The organism is Robbsia andropogonis (genome assembly GCF_034047095.1).
GTDB classification, from domain to species: domain Bacteria; phylum Pseudomonadota; class Gammaproteobacteria; order Burkholderiales; family Burkholderiaceae; genus Robbsia; species Robbsia andropogonis.
In genome coordinates, this window is record NZ_CP139164.1 from 651426 (window position 1) to 673031 (window position 21606).

The 21606-nt window shown below is 56.0% G+C and carries 19 protein-coding genes; 5 read left to right on the forward strand and 14 right to left on the reverse strand.

What is annotated here, in order from left to right:
* The first annotated feature begins 2 nt into the window (after positions 1–2).
* Positions 3–1370 carry a cytochrome c gene (locus tag SJQ66_RS02770; RefSeq protein WP_046152487.1) on the forward strand — a complete coding sequence of 456 codons (1368 nt, stop codon included), beginning with the start codon at positions 3–5 and terminating at the stop codon, positions 1368–1370.
* A 284-nt stretch (positions 1371–1654) separates the two neighbouring features.
* On the opposite strand, the gene SJQ66_RS02775 is transcribed toward SJQ66_RS02770, so the two are convergent.
* Positions 1655–1984, reverse strand: coding sequence for a hypothetical protein (locus SJQ66_RS02775; protein WP_186303551.1), 330 nt, complete (start codon positions 1982–1984; stop codon positions 1655–1657).
* Here SJQ66_RS02775 and SJQ66_RS02780 point away from each other — a divergent pair.
* From SJQ66_RS02780 to SJQ66_RS02790, 3 genes are all read left to right on the forward strand, one after another.
* A complete protein-coding gene (locus SJQ66_RS02780) occupies positions 1968–3056 on the forward strand; it encodes an FUSC family protein (protein ID WP_157685161.1) in 1089 nt (362 codons plus the stop codon). The two genes, SJQ66_RS02775 and SJQ66_RS02780, sit on opposite strands and share 17 nt — an antisense overlap.
* A 331-nt stretch (positions 3057–3387) precedes the next feature.
* Positions 3388–4857: an F-box protein gene (locus SJQ66_RS02785; RefSeq protein WP_320533585.1), complete on the forward strand. Its 1470-nt coding sequence runs from the start codon at positions 3388–3390 to the stop codon at positions 4855–4857.
* On the forward strand, positions 4838–5515 hold the full coding sequence (locus SJQ66_RS02790) for a hypothetical protein (RefSeq protein WP_320533586.1): 678 nt from the start codon (positions 4838–4840) through the stop codon (positions 5513–5515). The genes SJQ66_RS02785 and SJQ66_RS02790 overlap by 20 nt, the downstream gene beginning before the upstream one ends.
* Before the next feature lie 382 nt (positions 5516–5897).
* Here SJQ66_RS02790 and SJQ66_RS02795 read toward each other — a convergent pair whose 3' ends face one another.
* The gene (locus SJQ66_RS02795) at positions 5898–6236 is read right to left on the reverse strand and encodes a hypothetical protein (protein WP_320533587.1); all 339 of its coding nucleotides are present in this window, start codon (positions 6234–6236) and stop codon (positions 5898–5900) included.
* Between the two features lie 14 nt (positions 6237–6250).
* On the opposite strand from SJQ66_RS02795, the gene SJQ66_RS02800 reads away from it, so the two are divergent.
* Positions 6251–7357 (forward strand): serine hydrolase, encoded by a 1107-nt coding sequence (locus tag SJQ66_RS02800; RefSeq protein ID WP_157685075.1) that lies wholly within the window; start codon positions 6251–6253, stop codon positions 7355–7357.
* Between the two features lie 191 nt (positions 7358–7548).
* Here the strand turns inward: SJQ66_RS02800 and SJQ66_RS02805 are convergent, their stop codons facing one another.
* The 12 genes from SJQ66_RS02805 to SJQ66_RS02860 form a co-directional block, all read right to left on the reverse strand.
* Complete coding sequence (locus SJQ66_RS02805) at positions 7549–7884, reverse strand: hypothetical protein (protein WP_046152493.1); 336 nt, start codon at positions 7882–7884, stop codon at positions 7549–7551.
* Positions 7881–8789, reverse strand: a complete 909-nt coding sequence (locus tag SJQ66_RS02810; protein WP_320533588.1) for a dihydrodipicolinate synthase family protein — start codon at positions 8787–8789, stop codon at positions 7881–7883. Before SJQ66_RS02810 ends, SJQ66_RS02805 begins: the two co-directional genes overlap by 4 nt.
* An 11-nt stretch (positions 8790–8800) precedes the next feature.
* The gene (locus SJQ66_RS02815; protein WP_024903992.1) at positions 8801–9127 is read right to left on the reverse strand and encodes a hypothetical protein; all 327 of its coding nucleotides are present in this window, start codon (positions 9125–9127) and stop codon (positions 8801–8803) included.
* Between the two features lie 541 nt (positions 9128–9668).
* On the reverse strand, positions 9669–11054 hold the full coding sequence (locus tag SJQ66_RS02820) for an MFS transporter (RefSeq protein WP_157685739.1): 1386 nt from the start codon (positions 11052–11054) through the stop codon (positions 9669–9671).
* Between the two features lie 242 nt (positions 11055–11296).
* Complete coding sequence (locus tag SJQ66_RS02825) at positions 11297–12106, reverse strand: TetR/AcrR family transcriptional regulator (RefSeq protein ID WP_081764981.1); 810 nt, start codon at positions 12104–12106, stop codon at positions 11297–11299.
* Between the two features lie 103 nt (positions 12107–12209).
* Entirely contained in the window at positions 12210–13712 is a 1503-nt protein-coding gene (locus tag SJQ66_RS02830; RefSeq protein ID WP_046152496.1) for an MFS transporter, read from the reverse strand.
* A gap of 115 nt (positions 13713–13827) precedes the next feature.
* A complete protein-coding gene (locus SJQ66_RS02835) occupies positions 13828–14172 on the reverse strand; it encodes a DUF3325 domain-containing protein (protein ID WP_024903996.1) in 345 nt (114 codons plus the stop codon).
* Complete coding sequence (locus SJQ66_RS02840; RefSeq protein ID WP_320533589.1) at positions 14169–15893, reverse strand: PepSY-associated TM helix domain-containing protein; 1725 nt, start codon at positions 15891–15893, stop codon at positions 14169–14171. The genes SJQ66_RS02835 and SJQ66_RS02840 overlap by 4 nt, the downstream gene beginning before the upstream one ends.
* Before the next feature lie 29 nt (positions 15894–15922).
* Positions 15923–16249, reverse strand: coding sequence for a DUF3649 domain-containing protein (locus SJQ66_RS02845; RefSeq protein ID WP_024903998.1), 327 nt, complete (start codon positions 16247–16249; stop codon positions 15923–15925).
* Positions 16250–16456: 207 nt separating this feature from the next.
* The gene (locus SJQ66_RS02850; RefSeq protein ID WP_046152548.1) at positions 16457–17797 is read right to left on the reverse strand and encodes a sigma-54-dependent transcriptional regulator; all 1341 of its coding nucleotides are present in this window, start codon (positions 17795–17797) and stop codon (positions 16457–16459) included.
* A 4-nt stretch (positions 17798–17801) separates the two neighbouring features.
* A complete protein-coding gene (locus SJQ66_RS02855) occupies positions 17802–20012 on the reverse strand; it encodes a sensor histidine kinase (RefSeq protein ID WP_236693416.1) in 2211 nt (736 codons plus the stop codon).
* Positions 19940–21211: a dicarboxylate/amino acid:cation symporter gene (locus SJQ66_RS02860; protein WP_024904001.1), complete on the reverse strand. Its 1272-nt coding sequence runs from the start codon at positions 21209–21211 to the stop codon at positions 19940–19942. Before SJQ66_RS02860 ends, SJQ66_RS02855 begins: the two co-directional genes overlap by 73 nt.
* Positions 21212–21606 lie beyond the last annotated feature (395 nt).

The window sequence follows — 21606 nt, forward strand, 5'->3', positions numbered from 1 at the left end:
CGATGGCGCAACAACCTACTCAACACTCGCCACGCCGGTCTGGCGCCGCCCGCATCGGGATCGTGATTTTTATCCTGATCATCCTTGCGGCCGTGATTCTTGGCGGCTTGATTGCCTGGCGTTCGCACCAGCGTGCCAATGCGCCGGTTGATACCGCGCTGCTGGATCAGATCACGCAATACGGCGCGAATGATGGCAGTAAGGAGGCCGATCCGATCAAGCGGGGCTTGTACCTGGCCCAAGCGGGGGACTGTATCGCTTGTCATACGGCGAAGGGCGGCAAGCCGTTTGCTGGCGGTTTGGGCTTGAATACCCCGTTCGGCGTCATTGTGTCCAGCAATATTACGCCGGACAAGCGGTACGGCATTGGCGATTGGACGGACGCGCAGTTTCTGCATGCTGTCAAGGATGGTGTCGCGCCGCATGGCAAGTTGCTGTACCCGGCGATGCCGTACAACTTGTATTCGCGCGTTACCGACAAGGACCTGCTTGACGTCTTTGCTTATTTGAAGACGGTTGCGCCAGTAGCCGAAGCACCGCCCGCAAACCAGTTGCCGTTCCCGTTCAATATTCGCCAATCACTTTTCTTCTGGAATCTGCTGTTCTTCAATCCGACGCCTTTCACGCCGGACCCGAAACAGTCGATCGAGTGGAACCGTGGCGCCTATCTGGTTGACGGTCTTGGTCACTGCACGGCTTGCCACAGCGGCAAGAACTTCCTCGGGGGCGATACGGATTATCTGCAAGGATATGACCTCGAGGGTTGGCATGCACCCGAGATCACCGGCAATACCTATACCGGTATTGGCAGTTGGAGCAACGCGGACGTCGTGGCTTACCTGCATACGGGGGGTAATCGCATCAGCGTCGCGGCAGGGTCGATGGGCGAGGCAGTGACGAATTCGACGCAGCATATGACCGAAGGTGACCTGAGCGCAATTGCCACTTACTTGAAGAGCTTGCCCGGGTCTGACAGAAAGCGGCCGACACCGCTGCAGCAAACGGACGCCATGATGGTGTTGGGACATGACATCTATCAAAGCAATTGCGCTGCCTGTCATAAGACGAGCGGCGAGGGTGTCGAGGCGATGGTGCCATCCCTGGCAAACAATCCGGGCGTGCAAGCGCCGGGTGCCAACAACGTGATCCGAACGATCTTGATGGGCGGGCGCGGTGCCGCTACAGCGAGCAATCCGACGAGCGCGGAAATGCCTGCGTTTGCCTGGAAACTGTCGGACCAAGAGGTGGCGGCCGTGGCGACGTATATTCGGAATAGTTGGGGTAACGCGGCCGATGCGATTACGGCCGCCGATGCAACGAAGCTGCGTACGCGTCTGAAAGCGCCACCGCAGTTAGGATCACAACCTTAAAATTTGAGACGCAAGCAGCCGCGACACACCACACCCCGATAGCGATATCGGGGTTTTTTTACCTGCGTTTTTATCGACGGTGCGAGCGTATTGCACGAGGGCTGTGATAGGCAGGCGTATATTCCTGCTGGCGTGGGTACGTATTACGGCCACGAGTGAAGAGGATGCCATGGTTACGGGTATCAGTATTGGGTCATGGACCCAAACGAGTCATATTGGCCGGAACCGCAACCTATTTCCTTTGCACGGGAACGATGGGGCGGTACTTTATCGTCGAGCGCCAGTCAGATACCGTTGCGGTAGTCTTTAAGTGCTTGGCGTGAGAAGCAGTACGATAATGATCCGGAAAACAAGACCTTCGTATTGATCAATGCCATCAGGCCGACGCTAGCGATGTAATCAATCTCTTGATTTAAAGACACAAGGCTTGTGTTGTCAAAATACATGTTACGGTGAACAACGAAGGCGGCATGCGCTGCTTTTGTCTTCTTTTCCGACATGCGCGAACATTCGAACAAGACTCCCGCACCGTCCCAGGCTCCGTGGGACAATCTTTTCTCGCCCGAATGGCAGCAGTGCCTGTGGCGGACGGGGTTGATGGCCTGGCCGACCATCGCTGTATGCCTGTGGATCGGTCAGATTACAAATCACATGGTACCGATGCTGGTCGTCGCCGGGGGCGCGTTCACTGTCGGCTTAGGGGCGCTGCAACGTTTTACGCGAATTTCGATCATGCCGATGCTACTTGCGTGCCTCGGCATGATGTTGTCCACGTGGATTGGTTCACGCATCGGTGCCTCATTGACGGCGATGCTGTTGGCAAGCGCGATTTGGGCGGCACTGGGCGGGTGGGCTGCGATACGCGGGCCGGGATTGACCTGGATTTGTCAGCAATCCGCGATCGCGCTATTCGTCGCAGGTAGTTTTGCCGGTAGCAATAGTGGGAATGCCAGTGTTGCTAACTCATCTTTTCCAATTGATTTTGGCCTAATGCTGCAGGCGATCTTGCCGCAATTCGGTGAACTCGTTCATGGTTCTGGAACGTTCGGCGTATCGACCGACTACGCGGCGCAACGGGCGCTAATGGTGGGTATCGGCGGGGCGGTTCAGATCGGATTTCTGGGGGCGGCTTTTTTGTTCTGGCCGCCTGCGATCCCGCCGATCTTACCGTCTCAATCTTTAAGAAGTGATACTCGTGGTGCGCTGGCCACGGCATTGCGCGCGGCGCTGGCTTGTACCGCCGCCAGTCTGGCCGTGCATATGTTGAAGCTACAACATAGCTATTGGGCACCTATGACCGCGTTGGTCGTGCTCAAACCATCTCTGAAGGAAGAGTTCCACAGTGTGCTGCAGCGCTGTATAGGGACTGTCACGGGGGCAACGCTAGTAACACTCGCGATTTTTTTTCTTCGCCCGAGTCCGGGATGGTTGATTATCGCGACGAGTCTGTGCGCCTTATCTGCCTACGCGTTGAATCGCGTCAGCTATCTCTTCTTCAGCGCGGCCCTGACTGCCTACATCGTTTGCATGCTTGGTTTGGTCGATCCCGGACAAATTGCTCCGGAGATCGCTTTGTACCAGGAGCGGATTGGCGCAACGCTGATCGGTTGCGGCATGGCACTCGTTATTGACTATCTTCTCAAGGCGATCGGACTTAATGCCAATCGTCGACCGGGAATGGACTAACCTTATTCGATTTTGAAAAGGCCTTGCGCAAGGCGCGGCATGTCGAGGTAACGCCGATTGGTCGAGGCCTCATGTTTGTCAAGACTACTATTTAGTGTTTTCCTCAAGATGTCGCCTTTGCGTTCGTAACTGTAGGCAGATTCGGCTTTTCACTTGATAAGGCGAAGACGTCACTATTCCAACGAAGCTTGATTCGTAAAAGCGGCATGTCAAACCTTGTACATGGTCTAATCCGCAAATGAGCAGTGAGACGAATGTCCCAAGTCATGCAACTATAGTTTTGCGATGTAAGCGCTTTCTTTATTTATCTATTTATTTTGGAATGCAGATCATGCGAGTGTTATTTGATGCCGTAGCACCTCTGTATTTAGGGAATGCGGATGACGATGAAGAATTAGAAGAAAAGGTTGTGGCTGTGAGACAGGGTAAGCTGGATGAGTTGCCCAGTGATGTCTTTTGCATGTCTGCTTCCTTGCTTTCCGCACGTTCACTATTCAGCCTTAGTCTAGTTAGCAACAAATACTATACATTGTTGCGGTCGCAGTTTCAGTCAAGCTTTATGGCTATGTCGAACATCGGAAGATTTCGGACTAGTGAGCCTCTAGAGGCTCTGTTCATGCAGACGCTGAACAGTATTCAGACTGTTCGCATTCGTGCCCAGCAGCCAGCGCTGCTAAGAGCGCTTGTGTTGACAATACCAGACGGTAACCGGAGTGGTTCAGATGACCGACACGGGCATAGGCATCTAGCTTTCTTTAAAGGAAAAGCTTTTAGCGCTGTTCTTTCCGAACAAGAAAGCGTGATAAAACTTCCACCCTGTTCTTTATCGCAAGCCCTTGATTTAGTTAATCTGATCGTTGCGCGTTATGCCATATCTAAGTCCTTTGAGCATTGCAAGATAACACCTTTTAATTTGCTGCAGCAAACTGAAAAATCATTTTGGGTGGCAGTGCTTAATTCCCTTACGGAGAACATTCCAGCATATGATCTGAAAGATGCGATAACGTTATTTTTTGAAAATTATGACGGTCTGCCAGAAAATATTTCTGATTCATTTGCAGGGGCCTTGGCATCAGCACTGTTTTTTAACAAAAAGCATCAAGGGGATATGGTTCAGGCGATAATGCGCAGGCGTTTTGGCGTGACGACGGACAAGCAGTGGTCTATTGTCGATCAGCGTATTGCCTCGGAACTTCATGAGCATTGTAAGGAAGCGCCAGGGCCGGACTTTGATCTGGAATGTTCGAGATGGCGTGCTTGCAACACGCGTTTTGTAATCCAGGCAGAACAGGCGACGCTCGCCATAAAACCTCATTATAACTTCGGTGAGAGAGCGCAAATCGATGTTTTACCAATACGGAAGTCTGAAAAATCTCCAGGCTGGTTTAATCGGGCATTTCACTTTCTGAATCCTTGGCATGCATATGCAAATCCCGTCAAAGGTCCGGAAGTGGTCGTTTCCGCACTTAGCATAGATCTTGAAAAATTCCCTGGTAGATTTATTTGCGCCCTAGCTAACTTGCTTCCTGCGCGTTCAATATTTACCCTTAGCTTGGTCAGCAAGCCTTTTTACGATCTTCTGCGCTCTCAATTCCAATCAACTTTTACGGCTATCTCGAAGATCGAAAGCTTCCGGACTGGAACGCCGGTGCGCTTGTTGTTTATCCAGGCAATCACCAGTATTGAGGCTGTTCGCATAGTTGCGCAGCAGCCGGGCTTGCTCCGAGCGCTGGTGTCGTGCATGTCTGTTCGCAATAAATCAATTTCCGACCATTGGAAACTTGGTAACTGCGATAACTGATGGAAAGAAGCTATACGAAGTTATTTCAGGAAATGAAGCTCGCATCGGGGCAACACCGCAAAAATTATCGGAAGCTATTGCTTTAATTGATTTGGTCGTTGCGCGTCATATCGCATCTGGATCGTTCGAAGATTGTGCGATATCGCCTCTGGACCTGTTAAAGAGAAACGACAAAGCTTTTTGGCCTGAAATGCTTTATTCATTAATAAATAGCATTCCTTATGATATGCTAAGAAAGGAAATTCAATTGTTTGCTGAAGAATTTGATGGAACCTTGAGCGACATACCTCAATTACTCGCGTGCGAGTTGGCATCGGCATTATTTTTTCGCTCAAAGCTTGACGGGGAAGCGATCAGAGCAAGGATGCAAACGCATTTTGGCCTAAATACATTAGAACAGAAATCCGAGATAGATATTCGCATCGCAAGGGAGCTTCATTTGAAGCTTCCATCTGCACCCGGTGCAGCCCTTGATGAACAGTGTTCGAGATGGCGTCCATACGATCCGGACTTTGTGATCCTTGCTGAATACGCGACAACCGAGATCGAGCCAGGCTTCGATTTTGGTGAAAGAGCAATGATCGGCGATGCATCCACAATTGAGGAAGTAATTTATCAATTTGGATATAATATTCGCGATATTGATGATAGGATATAATATATAAAATCTTATTTTTATTTAATAAAATGGTCGTGAATGTTAGAAGAATTAGGGGGGTTTAATCTTTCCCTATGGAGAAATACGAATTAGGTAAGCAACGATATAGCTGCAATTACAAGTTTTCGCATGTCAATCACGCGATTATTTGAGTATTTGTTGGATGGTGGGTCAGGGTGGACGTGATGGGTTCGTATTTTTGTGTATTCGTCAATCATGCAGTGGTCTCCGATTTTCGCATTCACTTTCTTTGTCGTGGAAGTTATTTTTTTACTTGAAAATAATTCCAGGGTAGGTGATCAATATAAAAATATCATTTTCACGATGAAGAAAAATGCTCCCGGTAGATTTTTTTTGAAAAAATTATTTTATATGAAGATTGTTAACAACGCGCAAACGTTTTGGAAATTTCGGATGTCATTTGGGATGGCATTGACTGCTCTGGTATTGAATGGGTGTTCTCCTGGTAGTCGCGATGCGGAACCGGCAGCCACGGCGGCAGCAACGGCATTAGCACCGACACCAACACCAGCAACGGCACGAGAAACGGCACCAGCAACGACACCAGTAACGACACCAGTAACGACACCGACACCGACACCGACACCGACACCGACACCGACACCGACACCGACACCGACACCGACACCGACACCGACACCGACACCGACACCGACACCCACACCCACACCCACACCCACACCCACACCCACACCCACACCCAAGGCGCAGCCTATGGATGCCTCAACATCGATTCCAGTATCGGGGCCATCAGAGGCAGTACCAAAGAAAGCTTTGGATGAGTCTGAAACCCTGGCACAAGATCAAAAAGAAGGTGATCCGGGTTTAGGGCAGTTTCTTTTTCATCGTCGCATTATTGGCGTCGGGAAAGCTCGGACATTTACCCGAAGCCCGAGCGCGGCTCATATATCGTCTATCGAGAATGAAATACGCGAGTTTATGAACATGCATAAAGTTGCAGGGCTGATGGTGCTGTTGAACGGAGAAGCATTAATTGAGAAATACGGCATGAACAGTAGCGTCAATATGAGGTTGCAAACTATCGACGTCACGCAATCTATCCTAGCCACGATGGTGGGGGCGGCGCTTCAGGATGGTTTGCTTGCTTTGGATACGCGGACGGGTGATGTAATAGGGCATAACGCGGGGCCGATTTACAGCATGGCAACGGTGTACCAATTGCTGAAAATGCAGTCGGGTGTGAAATGGCAGAGTGGCGGGAAGGATGCGGATGATTTACAACAACTTATTCGATCCGGCCAGCTCGGTGAGCGTGGTGCCACATTGTCCTTTCTTGCAACCTTTCCGGCTGACCCTTCATTGGCTGATGGAGAGACGTATAACTACAATCCCGGTGATTTTCAAGTTCTTGCTGAAGTGTTGGACGCTACTGTACGCCGGCACGGCTATGACGGGCTAAGTGATTACTTATCTGTGAAGGTCATGCAGCCATTCAAAATGGGGGGCGGCGCATGGGCGTCGGAAATGCAAAATAGTGGGGAATTGATTTTTCCGGGAATTGCGCTCTCACTTTCTGATACTGCGCGATTCGCACAAGGCATGGTCGAAGAAATGAAAAAAAAGCACAGCAGCATCTTACCTAATGCGTGGTACAAAAATGATTGTATCGACTTGACTGCCGACGTTTCGCTTCGAAACAGTTGTCAGGCAATAATCGTCATGCCAGACGAAGGACTGGTTTATGTTTTGCAAAGTGGGGTCGCAAACCGTGATATAGAACAAGCGCAAGAGCTACATGAAGCCTTTCAAGCTCTGCAAAAAAAGATCGCATGGACGATAACAAAGAGTTATTTACATTAGAATTCTAAATCCGTCTTTATAAACTCAATCGTCCAGTATATGTCGCCGGTCATCTGGACATTAGTTCTATGAGATCCGAAAAGACTTTCCAGGCCAAACGCTGATGTTATTAAGTTTGTTCCGAGTAATTCGATCCGGTGACAAATTGATGCGACGTCGCAGGTCGCATCAACTGTCGATGCATCGACATCCTATACGCTGCGTGAAAGCAGGCGCCCGATCATGGCATCTGGTAATGCGCTGATCAGCATGTGCAACGTAAAGTCCACGTCCGATGCGGCAATGTCGAATCGCACGATCAAGTCTTCTCCGGCAACGCTGATACTGGCAATGTAGACGCCGAGGGGGGAGTGCAGTAATTGGCTGAGGCTTTCGCGTGGTGTATGGACCTTACCGTGATAATCGTTCAGTAGCGTGACATCCAGGAATACGCGTCGCTGCAATGCGTTTGCAGGCAATGCATCGTCCGAGAGAATCGATTTTGCTTCTTCTTGATTGTGCGAGGCCAGGGTTGGGAAGTTCATCATTTATCCGAGAAAGCCAATGGTAACGGTTCGAGGTTGTTTAGCTGAGCGAGCGCGTGCGCTAACTGCCTCATGAGCTTTTCTGATGCGGTGGCCAGCGGTGCGCGCGTCTCCGCGCTCGCAAGTCCTTGCAATGCCAGGCATGCTTTTATTGCGGTAGGGTTGGTCGTCGAGAAAAGCAGGCGGATGATGTCCGAGAGCCCATCGAAGTCCAGGCATGCTTCGTTTCTTCGACGTTCAAGGCCGGAAGAGGTCGTGCCCGACAGCGACGCTCGGATATCTCGATCAATGGAAACGAGTTCTTCCGGGAAGACGTGGGCACTGGCGAGAATGGCGCCGCTGCCGCCTGCTTGCAGGCATTCGATAAGTGCATTATCCGTCCCGCACAGCATGCTGAGAGGGAGTTTCCCGAAGGCGCTGAAGCTGCTGGGCACACATGCTTTGATCGCCGTGATTTCGTGCCGATACAGCAGCTTCTCTACGGTTTCTGGTGCCAGTGCGACGCCTGCGCGCAGTGGAACGTCATACAGTATGATCGGCTTCCTTGCGACATCGGCGATTGTCGAGAAGTGCCAGATCAAGCCGTCTTGATCGGGCCGGATGTAGGCAGGAGCAGGGACCAGATACCCATCAGGCTGAAAGCGGTCATAAATTTGAATCAATTCACACATCTCCGATGTGCTCAATCCACTGACACCAATATAGACCGGCATACCGGACGGGACAGCGTCGAAGATCGTGTCCAATACCTCGCTACGCTCAATCCGTGACAAAAGGGTTGATTCACCTGTCGTGCCCAGCGCGACAAACCCGCTGATACCTGTACCGGCATAGTGCTGCACCAGATGTCGTAATGCAGCAACGTCCACTTTGCCATGCTTGAATGGCGTGACTAAGGGTAACCACATACCTGAGATCATTACTTTTTCCGTCGCGGACTGTACTCGAACTCCCGCGGGTAAATTTGGTTGATAGTGGCGTTGGGGATAAGCGTCATCAGCGCTTGAAGAGTTGATTTCATGCCTGCTGCGGGAATGTCGAACGTGAAGTGAATGTGTATTGGAAAGAGCGTTGCCTGGCGTACTCGCGCACCCATCGATGATCCAAACACTTTCTTGAGTTGGGCGCGTTTCTTATCTCCCTCGTGCTCCTCGACCACCACTTCAACGACGTATGCATCAAATGGCGTTATAGGAACCGTAGGAAGGAAATGCCTTTCTGAATTGGTTTTGCTCGACAAATGCATGATGCCGTTCCTCGCTTTGCCATTGGGATTGGTACGGCGACCCCAATATCACTTCAATTAATCTTTCTCTGCCGCAGTACGATGCGATAGTGAAATCGTAGCGCCAACGCACATCAAATTGGCGTAAAAATCGCGGGTCGATGTATCAAGAACCTGTAAAGATTTTCGTGCTTGAAAAATAGGACCGCTTAAGCGACGGTGCTTTTTTTGTATCTGCTCTGGATTTTGCTGGTGTAAGGATTCGCCGTCATACCACAGATGCACCTTGCAATGATGTACCTCGCAAATCACTCAATCGCCATTACCCGTCAAAACCTTAAGCCGCGCGAGCTTTCAAATTTTTTAAGCCTTGACTAATAAAAGTACCGTGCACGCGTTAGATCGTCTAACTCTGCAAAAAAAGAGAAATGGGTAGTGGCAAATTAAGTCAGTACACCTAATATATTAGAGGTGTAAGTATTATATGAACGTGGGAACAGGGATCCCATTTACCTGGTAGCGGTGAATGGCTATCTACACAGAAGCAAGGATGAATAGCGTTTTACGCGCCATGCCGCATCGTATTCTTTCCATGACAGAACGTCACGGTAAGCAAGGATATCAACGTCAGTCCGACGGCCAAGGCGGCCACGCCTGTCGCACCGGCCCCGCGCAACATGTAGATGGCCAGGATTGGCGTTAGCCCACCCACAACGGCGGTGGAGAGTTCGCGGCCCAGCGCCACGCCGCTGGCGCGTACCGCGGCGGGAAATTGCGCCGAGAACAACGCTCCCTGTACGGCGAGCAACCCGTTCACGCCGATGCCGATCGTCAAGACCATCGCCAGGCAGATCAACGTGGGCGAGCGGGTGGCGGTCAACGGGAAATACGCCACGCTGGCAGCGATCGAAAACAATAATGCAACCATAAAGAAACGTCGTACACCGATATGATCCGCCAGCGCGCCAAATAACGGCGCAGTGACCACGGCCACCGCGGCGGCAATCAACGTGGCGTGCAACGCGACTGCGCGCGGCATGCCGAGGGTGGCCGTGAGGTAGTACGAAGTGAAGGTCAAAAATAGAAAACCGAGACCGGCTTGCGCGAACTGCGCGCCTACCACAAACACGACCCCGCGCCATTCGTCTCGCAATAGTGCCCGCACTGCGGTGCTTTTCCGCGTTGCGTCTGGTTGCAGAACTTGTGCCGCATGAAATGCCTGACTTTCACTCAGGTTGCGTCGAATCCAGACGCCTGCGAGCAGCAGCAACCCGCTGAACAGGAACGGGATGCGCCAGCCCCAGTCCGCAAACGCCGGTCCGGTCAACCAGGAAAACACTCCGAGCGCTGCCGATGCCAACAACATGCCGGCATACACACCCGTTGCGGGCAGCGCGCCGCGCACACCACTGTTTCTTGCTGCGCCCGTTTCAACGGCATACACCGCCGCCACGGCGAATTCAGCGCCAGCGCCCACGCCTTGAATAATGCGCAAGAACAATAACAAGAGCGGCGCGGCCAGGCCGATCGATGCATAGGTGGGTAGCAGGCCGATCAGGCAACTGCTGCCACCGGTCAGCAACAGGATGACGACGAGGATGCGTTTCCGGCCAAAGCGGTCCGATAATGTCGCCAGCAGCAAGCCGCCAAAGGGGCGCGCCACAAAGCCGACGGCGAACGTGGCATAAGCGGCTACCGTGCCAGCAAACTGATCGGTAGCCGGAAAGAAACTTGCGGACATCACGCTGCCCACGAGCAATGTGTACAAGAAGAAGTCGTACCATTCCAGCGCGCTACCCACCACCACCGCCACGGCCGATTGGACACGTTCCTTGTGCGACGGCAATGCCGCCTTCATCGGTACGCCCACGGTTCCCGTCTCGCTGTCAGCGCTCGCTATCAAGCCATCGGTCGCGTTCGCGGGACTTTGGGTTGCTATGCTGCGCATCGACTTTTCCATCGGCTGGTATCTCGTCCCGCAATCTTTATTAGTCATAGCCGGGTTTTACGTCTTGAAGGCGGCCCCCGCAAAGCAAGACCTCGCGGCGATTATAAAGAACTGTGATGGCAAGGGAAATGCGCGTTGCGTACGAACGCCGCATTTTTTGCGAAAAATGCCAGATCCATAGCGTTATGATGCGGGTTTTCCGCAAAAATATCCCGATAAATGCGGGATGCGTCGATCTTCCATCATGATGCCGACTGGGACGGTATGATCGCATCGGGGCGGAGGTACGCCAGCACTGCTTCGATCAACATCTGTCGATGGGCGGGGCGCTGACTCGGCAGCAATGGGTCGCGGCCAAATAAGGTGCCGAACGTGTATCGGTTCAAGACCCGGTGAAAAGAAAAACTGCTCATTAGCATGTGCAGATCGATAGCATCAACATTCGCGCGAAAGCAGCCGGCACGCACCCCACGCTCGAGAATCTGCTCAAGCAGTTGAATCGCGGTGGCATTGCGTCCCCGACTCGTTTCCGACCGCTTCAGGAAAGTGGCCTGCTGGAAGTTTTCGATGCTGACCAGCCGCACGAAATCGGGATGCGCTTCATGATAGTCGAAGGTTAATCCGACCAAGGCGCGCATGGCGTCGATCGGCGGTTGTTCGATCAGGCGCATCTCCTCCTCGTTATGCCGGATACCCCCATAGGCTTGATCGAGAACCGCCTGATAAAGCTCATCCTTGCTACCAAAGTAGTAATAGATCATCCGCTTCGTCGTGCGGGTCTTTGCCGCAATGGCATCCACGCGCGCGCCGGCAAGGCCGTTCGTCGCGAACTCCTCGGTAGCGACTTCGAGGATATTCTGCTTCGTCAACTCCGGATCATTCTTTCGCTTGGGACGTCCTTTTGCCGTGGTCGGTGGCGGGACAACGGGGTCGGACGAATCCTGCGATGGGTTCGACGAGGCAGTCGCGGCACCGGATGGGGCGTCCGCACGCGTCACACTAGGCGGGGTGGCCTCAGAGTCAGAAAAGGAATTCAGTGGAGCGTCGGGCATACCGGTTGTGCGGTGCGGCAAATCGAGATATATGACACATTGTATGCGTATTTCTCGCGATCTGCCGCGCCGGATAGGCTGGAACCACCACGCTGTTGATTGCTTAGTGCGAGATTTTTTCCAGCGCAATGTCGCGGGTTCTGGGCCCCATCAGACCGATCACGAGCATCACGATCAGCATGGCAGCAGCGATAAAGGCAAAAACACCCACAACGCCGAAGCCGTGCAAGATGGCGGAGATGGCGAACGCCGTGAAGATTGCCGAGAACCGGCTCCACGAGTACACGAAACCCACTGCCTGGGCACGAATTGCGGTTGGGTACAATTCGGTTTGGTAGGCATGCAGATTGAACGACATCATATTGCACGCCAGCGTGATCAATACGCCGGTCACGATCAACGGCACGCTACCGGTGACCTGGCTGAACAGCAGTCCGCACACCATGATCGCACCCGCCATGAACACGATCATGCTCTTGCGTTCGAAGCGATCTCCCATCCATAGCCCGATCATCGGGCCGATGGGCGCGGCCACGGCGATAATGCTCGAATAGGCAAGACTACGCGTGACTGTCACGCCATGCGAGATCAGTAGCGTTGGCAGCCAATTGGCAAAACCAAAGTACCCCACGGTCTGGAATACATTGCATAGCACCAGCATCGTCGTACGTTTGCGATAGACGCCTTGCAGGATATCGCGGAAGCGTTTGCGTTCGCCCACCGGTTCCGGGGCCAATGGCGGCGGTAACGGCTTGCCATATTCGCTGGCTACCCGGGTCTCCAGATCGGCAACGATGCGCTCGGCTTCCGCCGTACGGCCTTTCAGGGCGAGCCAACGTGGACTTTCCGGCAGTTGACGTCGAATCCACCAGATGAACATCGCGCCATGGGCGCCGATGAGCACGACCCAGCGCCAGCCTTCCAGCCCGAGGAAGTGCACCTCGGACAGCAGGTAGGTCAAGATCGCCGCGCATGGCACCGCGACAAAGCCGATCGCCTGCTCGCAGGCGAATGCACGGCCACGGATCTGCTTGGGTACCAGTTCCGCGATATAGGTGCCGATGGTCACCAGCTCGACGCCAATGCCAATGCCGGCGATGAAGCGCCACAGGTTCAGGCCCAATGCCGTGTCCTGGAAGGCCATGACGACATTGGCCACGCTGTACCAGAGCAACGACCCGGTGAAGACGGCACGACGACCAAAACGGTCGGCGAGAAACCCGCACGCGATGGTGCCGATAAACAGTCCCGAAAACAACGCCGCGATAAAGCCTGCCACGCCGTTATTGCCGAACAAGCCGGGTGTGGTGGCGGAAAGTATGCCGCTCTTGACAATCCCTGGGGCGATATACCCGGTGAACAGCAGGTCGTACATCTCAAAAAAGAAACCGAGACTGAGCAGCACGACGAAACGCCATATGGTTCGCGTGGCCGGCAGGCGATCCAGGCGCGCGGATAGAAGGCTGGCCGCAACCGCCGCATGATGCTGGTCTTGCCCCGGCTGGGATGCCGATACGTGAACAGAAGGCGAAACTTCTGGCGTCTCGCGCGAATGCGCGGTGCCGGGTGCGTGTTCCGCACCGGATGTCTGGTTGGGCGAACCCATGATCGTTGATGTCTCCGGGATGCACGCCGTTTCTGTAAGGCTGGCATGCAGCGGGAGTATAGCAAAGCCTTATACGGATACCAGACCCGATTTCATCGGGACGACGAACGGTGGATCAACGGACGGCCAGCCATATGATGGCGCCTGAGATCGGCAATAGCCAGGCGAGATGAAGCGCTATGCGAGGCACGTAGCGCAGTACGAGGACAAGCGCTTGCGCGGCGGCGGTCAGGACCCCCAGCCATGCCACTACGCCGATCGGGCCGCCCCAATGCCGGATGCAGGCCGCCAGCGCGAGACAGAGCAGGATCGAGGCCACGGCTTGCAGGGTACGGTTGACCGGCCTGCGCAGCGTGGTGCCGGTCAAGGTTTCCTGGTGGCGGCTCATCGTCATGCTCAATACGGCAAACCCGCCAATGGCGGGTGTCAGGGCCAGGGCGAGCGCGATGGCGTCGTTCATCGTGATTCGGACGCGGAGCGCGCCGGTAAATGGGGGAGTGCCGAGCTTGCGGGCCGCCGGCCTTCGGTTGCGTTAGGGCCTGATAACGTCTCGTGGCGATCGGTTTGATTGGCACGTGCCATGCGGTCTAGGTCCGGTCCGGATGATTTTTTGACCAGGAACCATGCCATGGCACCAAGCACCGCCGCGGCAGCCAGCAGCGCGATATCGAAGCCTGGCATGACCCAGGCACCGACGGTCAAGCGATCAATGACCGGTAGCAACGTGAACGCCATGGCACCTGCAACGCTTTGCATGATCCATCCAGCGCGGCCGCGACATAGAAAGGCATGCATTGCGGCAACGGCCCAGACCGCAAAGAACGCCTGGATTTCCAGTGCGGCCCGATGCGCTTGCAGCGCCGGAATCAACCGATTGGCATAGAAGAAGCCGGCCATGGCCAGGGGCAACCCTCCGATCGTGGCAAGATTCAGCCGTTCCACGAACCACAGCCCGAGGTGAAAACGATTGCCGTGCGACAGGCGTTTCTGACGCTGCTTGTTGGTCCATATGATCAGCCCGCTGGCGACCATCAATGTACCGGCCAGACCCGACAGGAAGAACACCGCGCGTAGCCCCGGTGATGCGAACCGCGCTTCGTGGAGGCCATACATGACGCCCACCGTGTCGGCCACGGCGTTGTCAGCGTCATACGTGGTCACCGTCTTGCCGTGGACATCGAACGTGATGGATTGGGGAGCGGCCGACAGGCGAGCGTCACTGCCGCGACTGACTTTGATTTGTGCGGCGGCGTCACCGGGGTTGTCGATGACTATCGTCGCGGCCTCGTGCTCGCCGAAGCGCGTCATGGCGTGTTCCAACAGCGGCGCGATTGGCGGCAGCGGCGTGGCCTGTCCGGATGCCTTGCCGGCCAACCTGAAGTCGTAGGCCTCGCTATAGAACGGAAGCATGCCGTCTTGCGCCGCATAGCGCTCTTGCAGCCCCCACGGCATCAGCATCGTCATCAATGTTGCCAAGCCAGTATAGGTAATCATCAGGTGATAGGGCAGCGCCAGCACTCCCGTCACATTGTGTGCATCGAGCCAGGAGCGTTGTCCCTTACGCGGCCGAAACGTGAAGAAGTCGACGAAGATGCGTCGGTGCGTGACAATGCCGCTGATAATGGCAACCAGCATGAACATCGCGCAGATGCCGATGATCCAACGGGCAACACCGATGGGCAGGTAATGCAACTGGAAGTGGAAGTCATAGAAAAAATCCCCACCTTCCGTTTGGCGCGGCGTCAGCCCATTGACGCCCGGAAGGATGCGGGAATGATAGCCGTCAGGGCCTTCCCATGACACGGTGGCGTTGGTCACGCCGCTACCCGGCAGGGCAATCGTCCAGCGCGTCGCGGCGGCGGCGTGACGGGTGAGCCAGCGCGTTGCTTGCGTGGTCACCTGCAGTTGTGCCTGCTGGTTCATCGGTCGCGTGACATGACTATCGGCAGTCGACGTGACCGGGTCGCCATGCACCGGCGTGGTTGCCGGCAGCAGTCGCTCGGGTTGCATCCAGTTCGTGATGGTCGTGCGGTAATACGACGCCGTACCCAAGGCGAATACGGTGAACAATATCCACCCCACGAGCAACCCGGCCCAGGTATGTAGCCAGGCCATCGATTGCCGGAAGCCGCGTGGCTTTTCTCCGCCGGCGGCCGCTGCCGCTTTCGGTTTCTTGCTCATCGCGGGTCGCGCCGTTGATGCATCATGGGTCATCGGAGCAGGTGCAACAGCGCGAACAACAGGGCGCACGCGACCACCACGCCTACGCAGGCACGTGCGGCAGATCGGGCTGCAAATACGCAGACGACGACGCAGGCCATCACGGCGAAACTCGCGACCATCCCCAATGCAACGGCATCGCCGCGCGGCAACCCGCCCCAATGGGCAAGGCACGCGGCGCTCAGCGCGGCAATGGCGTATCCGCCACCGACCGCAGCGATCATGCGTGCCACCACGCCGATACGATAGTGCGGCGTGATGCCGGCCGGACGCGTGGACGGCGGGGGGCGGCCGGTGGACGGGCGAGATTGGGACAAGGCGATCCGACTCCTGGCGAGATGGCAGCACCGGCCGACCGCAGGCCAGGGTTGCTGTATAAGAAAATGAGAATTATTACCGTTTGACGTGGTGCGATCAAGTAAAAGGCGACGTGATGCGACCAGAGGCCGCGAAATCGTCGTCCTCGCCGTGCCCTGGCGAATGGTCCCGTGGGTGTTGCAAGCGGAATGCCGCCGCAGCACCATTCAGCCCGTATCCCCCTTGGCCTGAAGGCTGTAGCGCTTCAGCTTTTCGTACAGTGTGGCTTTCGGTAACTGCAGGGCGGCGGCAGTGGCGCTGACCGAGCCCTTGTTTTCACGCAACGCGTCGGCGATAACAGCACTTTCGAACATCTCGGTGCGCTCTTTCAAGGACAAGGCCGGATCTTGCGCGGCATCGGTGGTCGGTCCGTCCGGAATACCCAATACGAAACGTTCCGCCGCGTTGCGCAACTCGCGCACATTGCCAGGCCAGTCCCGCTGGATCAAGCCTGCGCGTCGTTGTTCGGCGGCCACCGGAACGGGCCTTTGGTAGCGCACCGCTGCCTCCAGCACGAAATAGTCGAACAGGGGGCCGATATCGTCGCGCCGCGCGTTCAGGGACGGCAAGGGAATCGTTACCACGTTCAATCGATACAGCAGATCGCTGCGGAATGTGCCCGTGGCCACAAGCGTTGCCATGTCGCCTTTGGCCGCGGCGATGATGCGGCAATCCACGCGTATCGGATCGTTCGCGCCCAGCCGTTCGATCAGGCCGTCTTCCAATACCCGCAGCAGCTTGACCTGCGATGCGGGAGACATGCTTTCGATTTCATCGAGAAAAAGCGTACCGCCGGAGGCGTGTTCGAGCTTGCCGATGCGCCGCCGCACCGCACCTTGAAACGCGCCAGGCTCATAGCCGAACATCTCGGTTTCAAATAGCGCTTCGGGCAACGCGCCGCAGTTCAGTGCGATAAACGGGCGTTCCGCCCGCGGCGATAGCGCGTGCAATCGCCGCGCGACCACCTCCTTGCCCGTGCCGGTGTCACCCTGTATGAGCACGGGGACATCGGTGTCCGCTACATTGGCGATCAATTCCCGCACGCGGGTCATGGCAATGCTTTGTCCCACCAGCCGAGCACCGACGGGATCGTTGACCATCAATTGACGGCGCAGGGCCTGATTTTCAAGCCATAGCTGTCGGTGCGCCAGTGCGCGCCGGACCGTTTCGACAAGCCGCTCGGCAGAGAACGGTTTTTCGATGAAATCGTAGGCTCCGTCACGCATCGCCTGTACGGCCATGGTGATATCGCCATGGCCGGTGACAAGGATCACCGGGACATCCGGTGCCCGTTCACGGCATGCCGCCAACAAGTCCAGCCCACTGAGTCCGGGAAGTTTGACGTCACAAACGACGATGCCGGCCAAGGTCGCGTCGATGCGCGCCAGCGCGCTTTCCGCATTGGCGAAACCGCTGACGTCGAAGCCGGCCAATTGCAGGCTCTGCATATTGGCTCGGCGAACGAACTCGTCGTCTTCCACAAATAGTACTGTCAGACCGTCTTGCATCATTTCACTTGGTATCGGGGGCATCGGCCACATCGACGACACGCCGCAGTGTCAGTACAAAAATCGCGCCGTGCATGTCGCCACCGTGTTGATTGGCCGGCCGATTCGAGGCATGCAATGTGCCGCCGTGCTCGGAGGCAATGGCGGCGCAGATGGCCAGCCCTAATCCCATGCCTTCACCGTTCTCCTTGGTGGTGTAGAACGGTTCGAACAAATGCGGCAAGTGTTCGTCATCGATGCCAGGTCCATTATCTTGAATAACGATCCGCACATGTGCCGGGGTGATTGTCGTGACGATATCGATCGATGGATCGGGGTGACCGCGTAGTGCATCCACCGCGTTGCCTATTACATTGATCAGCAGTTGTTCCAGCCGTAACTGGTCGCAACGTGCAACCCAGTCCGGGGCGCCCGATTGCGCTTCACCATGACGGGTGTCGAGCGGTAGCGGCATGAGGCCGTCATGAATGACCGGCGTGTGCGGAGCGTGATCGTCGAGCACGCACACCGGATCGTACCAGACGCTCACCCGCACGGTTTGCAGCCGTGCCTCTAGCAACATCAACGCATTGGCGATCGCGCGCGGTAGCGGCGCGCTCGTGTCGCGCGGTCGCGCTTTCGTGATGAACAGTTTCAGTTGATTGGTGATGCGCCCCATCCGTTCCGTCAGCGCGCCAATCGCGCGCAGATTCTCTTGCGCCGCTTCTTGCTGGCCTCGTTGCAACAAGATTTGCGTGTTGTCGGAGAATGTCCGCAACGCCGCCAGCGGCTGGTTAAGTTCGTGGGTAATGCCCGCCGCCATCTGCCCAAGGGCGGCGAGTTTGCTGGTCTGCATCAGCTCGCGATGCGCACTGCGCAGTTCCTGTTCGGCGCGCGTACGCTCGGAGACTTCCGTCTGCAATAGCGCGTTCGCGGCCGAAAGGTCGGCGGTACGTTCGGCTACACGTCGGTTCAACTCTGCATAGGCCGCACGCAGCAGGGTCCCGCTGCGTATCATGTCCCGCACGCGCGCCCGGCGGATGTGCAAATAGAAACCCAGCAAGTAAAGGCAGATGCCACTGAACGCGGTGATCACCGTCGCATCGTTCGCGTTCGCGATGACCGGGTCCAGCGACGTGAACGTGGTCAACTCCCAATGCGGCTCGGCCAGGCGGCTCCGGCTCGCCAGATAGCGGGCGTTCGGGCCGATATGGACCAACTCGGTGTCGTTGCTCAGGACGCGGTCGACGACAACTGGCAGCGCCGGTAAGGGTTGCGTTGCGTATTGTCGTGACATCCTGATGGACTCGCGGATCGGCGTGCTGAGGGGTTGCACGGTATGGTATTTCCAGTCCGGTTCCGATGACAGGAAAATCACGCCGTGTTCATCGGTTGCGATCAAGGGATCCTGTGTATCAGTCTGCTCGAACCACTGGAGATCCAGTTTCACCGCCGCCACGCCGAGGATCGGTCCGCTGTGCGCGTCGTCGGGGTCGACTGACGCGCTGGGCGCCCGGATAGGTTGCGACACGTAATAACCGGGTTCGCCATTGCTCGTGCCGATGGCGAAGAAGCGACCGGTGCGCCCCTTCAGTGCATCGGTGAAATAGGGGCGGAAAGTGTAGTGCAAGCCGATGAATCCGTTGGGCTGGTCCCAATTGCTCGCCGTGACGCACACGCCGCTGGCGTCGATCACATACGTCGCGTTGGCCTTCGCTTCGTGATTCACCCGCTTTAGGAAAGCATTGGCACGCGCGACCGCCGCCTGCCTGGCGGGACTGCCCGGCGGACTGGCAAGCAGTGTCTCAATATACGGGTGCGTGGAAACGAGATAAGGCAGTAGCGCGTACCGGTCCAGTGTCGCCTTCAGGTTGGCGTTGACGCGCTCCGCGCGGAACGTCGCGCGCTCGCGCAATGCATCGATGCCGCGGTGCCAACTGATCGACCACGTTGCCGTGCACGCTACCGCCAGCAGGAGCAGCAGCACCAGCAGGACAGTGATGTGGAAACGGCGCTGCGGTGCGCGAGACCGGATGAAGGGCACCGGCAAGCCGGCGCTTTCAGGAGAGGAGGACGGGCGCATGGCGATGGACGTCAAAGGAGGGCGCCCACCCGGCGCCGACGCCGTTCCGGCGTCATCGACCACGGAAGGGTCGGCAGGCGTCAGGCGCGCTGTGTCGCCGTTTCGTGCTTCAGTTCCCGATTCAATGTCTCGCGGTCCAGTTCCTTTTCCCATGCCGATACGACGATCGTTGCCACCCCGTTGCCGACGATGTTCGTCAACGCGCGGCACTCACTCATGAAGCGATCGATACCGAGGATCAGTACCATGCCGGACAGCGGGATGGTCGGCACCACGGCGAGCGTTGCGGCCAAGGTGATGAAGCCTGCGCCGGTGACTCCGCTGGCGCCCTTGGAGGTCAGCATCGTCACCGCGAGCAGCGTCAACTGCTGGCCCCAGCTCAGATCGGTGTTTGTCGCCTGTGCGATGAACAGCACGGCCATCGTCATGTAGATGTTGGTGCCATCCAGGTTGAACGAGTAGCCGGTGGGCACCACCAAGCCGACGACCGAGCGTGAACAGCCCAGGCGTTCGAGTTTCTGCATCAGTTGCGGCAACGCCGCTTCCGACGAGCTCGTGCCCAGCACGATCAGCATTTCTTCCTTGATATACGCAACGAAGCGTATCACGCTGAAACCGACGGCGCGCGCAATCGCACCCAGCACGACCAGTACGAACAGTATCGATGTCAGGTAGAACGTGCCCATCAGCTTCAGCATCGGGATCAGCGACGCCACGCCGTATTTGCCGATCGTGAACGCCATTGCGCCGAATGCACCGATCGGGGCGACTTTCGTAATGATACGGACGATGCCGAAGAAAACGGCCGAAAACTTCTCGACCAGTTCGGTCAAGGCATGTCCCTTTTCGCCTGCCGCCGCGAGTGCGCTGCCGAACAGGATGGCCACCAGCAGGATTTGCAGCACCTCACCTTGTGAGAACGCCGATACCAGGGTGTCGGGGATGATGTGCAGGAGGAAGTCCGTCGTGGTTTGGCCATGCGCCTTGGCCGCATAGGAAGCCACCGCCGCGCCATCGATCGTCTTCGGATCGACGTTGAAGCCAACGCCTGGGCGCAGGATGTGCGTTGCCGCCAGGCCGATCACCAAGGCGAAGGTAGAGACCACTTCGAAGTACAGCAAGGCCTTACCACCGACGCGACCGACTTTCTTCATGTCGCGCATGCCGGCAATACCGGTCACAACCGTACAGAAGATCACGGGACCAATGATCATCTTGATCAGTTTGATGAAACCGTCCCCGAGCGGCTTCATATCAACGGCCAGGTTGGGTGAATAATGGCCCAGCAGGATGCCGATCACGATGGCGACCAGTACCTGGACATACAGGACTTTGTAGAACGGTTGTTTCACGACAACTCCAATGAGGTCAATAGGCGCTGAGTCCACCGCGCGTCCGGATGGTTCCCCGGTTGCCGCTGCGTTTCGGGCGCTGCCACTGAATGGAACGGGCCATGGGGGCGTTGTCCCAAAAAACCGCATTACCCAATGGCGCGGCGCTATTTGAACAAACGTTATGGTATTTCACGAATCGGGCTAAACCCTTGTCACATCGAACATTTAATGCATAAATGCCACTTTTTTTACGGTTTTTCGGAAATCCATCGATGATTGGTTCTGGAAAGTCGGAAAATGTAACTGCTTCGGCAATCAGGTGCGTCCGACAATTTCTCCACGGGTCGGAAGTCAAACGAGAGCCAAACGGGTAAACTCGCTGTTCGTGTTGCTGCGCACCTTCGTGCTGCCTC